The sequence below is a fragment of the Caulobacter segnis genome (genome assembly GCF_003243465.1).
Classification (GTDB): domain Bacteria; phylum Pseudomonadota; class Alphaproteobacteria; order Caulobacterales; family Caulobacteraceae; genus Caulobacter; species Caulobacter segnis_A.
In genome coordinates this window covers 1-3,097 of the sequence record NZ_QFQZ01000151.1, presented here as the reverse complement: position 1 = coordinate 3,097, position 3,097 = coordinate 1, and the positions used below count along the sequence as shown (strand labels likewise).

Annotated in this window: 3 protein-coding genes; 1 reads left to right on the top strand and 2 read right to left on the bottom strand. The window is 65.5% G+C overall.

Annotated features, from left to right (window positions below):
* Nucleotides 1-710, top strand: a 710-nt coding sequence (locus tag DI526_RS23310) for a TraB/GumN family protein (RefSeq protein ID WP_304283408.1), incomplete at its 5' end; no start/stop codon positions are given.
* Between the two features lie 36 nt (nucleotides 711-746).
* On the opposite strand, the gene DI526_RS23305 is transcribed toward DI526_RS23310, so the two are convergent.
* Both DI526_RS23305 and DI526_RS23300 read right to left on the bottom strand, forming a co-directional pair.
* Nucleotides 747-1,355, bottom strand: coding sequence for an HD domain-containing protein (locus DI526_RS23305; protein WP_304283405.1), 609 nt, complete (start codon nucleotides 1,353-1,355; stop codon nucleotides 747-749).
* Nucleotides 1,356-1,580: 225 nt separating this feature from the next.
* Entirely contained in the window at nucleotides 1,581-2,675 is a 1,095-nt protein-coding gene (locus DI526_RS23300) for a tyrosine-type recombinase/integrase (protein ID WP_304283402.1), read from the bottom strand.
* Nucleotides 2,676-3,097 lie beyond the last annotated feature (422 nt).

The following is a 3,097-nucleotide window of genomic DNA, read 5'->3' as shown; positions in this document are numbered from 1 at the left end:
CGGCCAAGATCGACCAGGCCTTCAAGAGCAGCGCCGACCTGACGCTGGAGATCGTCGGCGCCGACGATCCGGCCGTGATGCAGCCGCTGGTGCTGAAGTACGGCCTCGATCCGGCCAAGCCGCTGTCCGGCAAGATCGGACCCGAGGCCTTCAAGCACGCGGCCGAACTGGCCCAGGGCGCGGGTCTGCCGCCCCAGGCGCTCGAGGCCATGCGGCCCTGGCTGGCGGCCGTCTCGCTGTCGATGGCGCCGGTGATCAAGGCCGGCTACGATCCCAAAAGCGGCGTCGAGCAGGTGCTAGCCAAGGCCGCCGCCGACGCGGGCAAGGCCAAGAACGCCTTCGAGACGCCCGAGCAGCAGATCCGCTTCTTCGCCGACCTCCCGCCCAAGACCGAGGCCGACTTCCTGCGCGCGACCCTGGACGACGTCGACGAGGGCGTCGGCAAGATCGACAAGATGGTCGCCGCCTGGGCCGCCGGCGACACCGCGGCTCTGGAAAAGGAATTCGTGTCCGAGATGAAGGGCGACTATCCCGAGCTCTACGAACTGCTGCTGGTCAAGCGCAACCAGGACTGGGCGGGGCAGCTGAAGACCAAGCTCGCCGGTTCGGGCGTGAGCTTCGTCGCCGTCGGCTCGGGACACCTCGTCGGTCCCGACAGCGTCCAGGCGCAACTCGCCAAGCTGGGGATCAAGGCCGAGCGGATCGAGTAGGGCTTACGGCCTCCCCGGCGCTTCGGGGAGGCCTGTTTACTCCGCGGCGCGGGACGCCATGTAGATCGAGCGCTTGGGTGTGCTCATCACCCGCCCGAGCATCGGTTCGAACGCCTCCAAAGGCATCGACGCGAAGCTCGGGTCGAAGGCCTCCTGGTCGTACACGTGGCAGAATTTCGCCGTGTATTCGAAGTCCGGATGGCCTCGAAACTGGTCGCGCAGGTTTCGGTCCAAACCCAGGTGGTGGAAGAAGTAATACCCCTGGAAGACGGCGTGGTGGGCGACCATCCAGTGGTTACGCTCGGAGACGAAGGGCTGGACGATCGCCGCGGCGATGTCGGCGTGGTTGCGCGGCCCGAGGATGTCGCCGATGTCGTGCAGCAGGGCGCAGACGACGTACTCCTCGTCCTCGCCGGCCTGATGGGCGCGGGTGGCCGTCTGCAGACTATGCTCCAGCCGATCGATGGCGAAACCGCCGCAGTCGCCTTTCAGCAGGTTCAAGTGCGCGATCAGGCGCTTGGGCAGGTCTCGGCCGAACTCGGCCGCCGCGCCGGCGATGATCGCCCAGTCCTCAGCCGTGCCGTCGACCATCGCGTGGAATTTGGCGCGGTCATGAACCTGCGGATCGAGGACCCCGTCGGCCATGGCGTTTCTCCCCAAACGTCTGTTTGAGGCGATCGTGCGCGCGAAGCCGGCGAGCGTCAATCCAATGCGAGGAAAGCTGGAGCGGGCGGGGGGAATCGAACCCCCGACATTCAGCTTGGGAAGCTACGGTTTATCCAATGAAATCAATGGACCGTCTCCCAACTCTCACTTATCGGCGCTATGCGCTGTAAGGGGTTTAGGGACGATTTCCCAACTGCGAACGGCCTAGGTATCGGCCTGATTGATACGGTGGGCAAGGGCCATGACGATCGCGTCTCGATCGACGTAGGTCGCCAAGAGACGCTCGACGCGGCTTTCCTCCCAGCCCAGGATGTCGGCGATTTCCGCGGCGACAAGGCGGGCGCGGCGTAGGCGGGTCGCGAAAGATCCGCGTGCGTCGTGAAGGTGCTTCGTGATGCCCGCCGCGGTCTTGGTATCGATGACCTGGTGCTCCAGGCCGTTGACGCTCCAGGGGCGGCCACGGGTATTCGATAGAACGGTGAGGCAGGCCGGCGGATCGGGCTCCCGGCGCTTGGCTGCACGAGCGCATAGCTCGGCGTGGCGCCGGGCCTGTTGCGCCTTGATCTCGTCCAGAAGGATGCGGGTCTCGGGGAGGATCGGGACGGTCTGGGTTTTCTTGCCTCGGCTCTTGGACGTGGGTTTGACGATCGCCACGTCGCCGACTTGGGCCCAGAGCAGCGACACGAGGTCCTCACGGCGGAGGCCAGTCAGGCAGGCCAGAGGGACGATGAACGAGACCTCAGGGGAGGGGGCCTTCGCGCGGAAGGCGGCAACCTCGCCCGGCTCCCAGATCTGGTCGGCGCGCTTTGACGAGTACAGCTGCGAAATGCCGACCGTGATGTTCCGCTCAAGGAGACCGGCCTCGACGCCGTGCGAGAGAACAACCGACAGGACTTGGATAGCGTAGTCGGCCGAGCGCGGCCGGTCTCTCCACTGGTTGCGCCAGTCGATGATGTCGGCGCGCACCCGTCGGTCATCAAGGAGCTTGTAGGTCAGGCCGCCGATATCGTCGGGGCCTTCGTCAGCGGCGATCCGGTCCAGCCATCGCGACCATTCGGCCTTCGTGCTCTTGGCGAGGCGCGCGAACTCGGGAGAGGCGCGGTAACGCTGGACGAGTGCGGCAAGGCTTTCGGCCGGCCGCTGACGGATCGACTCCAGCGCCCGGTTGTAGGAGGCCATGAACTCAGGCGAACCCGGTTCGCCGTCCAGCTTTGGCCCGCCCTTCCACGCGTACCAATAGACGCGCGTCGAGCCGTCCTTCAGGGTCTTCTTGACCCTATTCAGACCCTTTAAGCGCACGACGACCATTCTTCCGTTCTCGCCAGGCCGTCAGATCATCGACGGGCTGGGCAGGCTGCTTCTCCGGTTCGGCTTCCGTCAAGGGGCCGGGCTTGATCTCGACCCCGCCGCCGGGGAGACAGACTATCGACGCGACGCCATGTCCAGCCCGCTTGAGGCACTTCATGACCCGATCGATGTCGGATTGGTGAGCGGTCTTACCGCGGGCCATCGGAGGGGGTCTCGCTCTTGAGGGCGGCGCGGCCTGACCTGAGCGCCCTGTGGCCTTTCAGCACCCGATCGCAGTCTAGTTGCGCTGTGTTGATCCGAGCCTCGACCATGGCCAGGGCGTCAACCTTCGCCATGATCCTCCCTCGTTTCAGTGGACACCCATGCTAGCTTTTCGGAGCTGGAGAGGAGTGTCTGATGAACGTGAAGCGTCG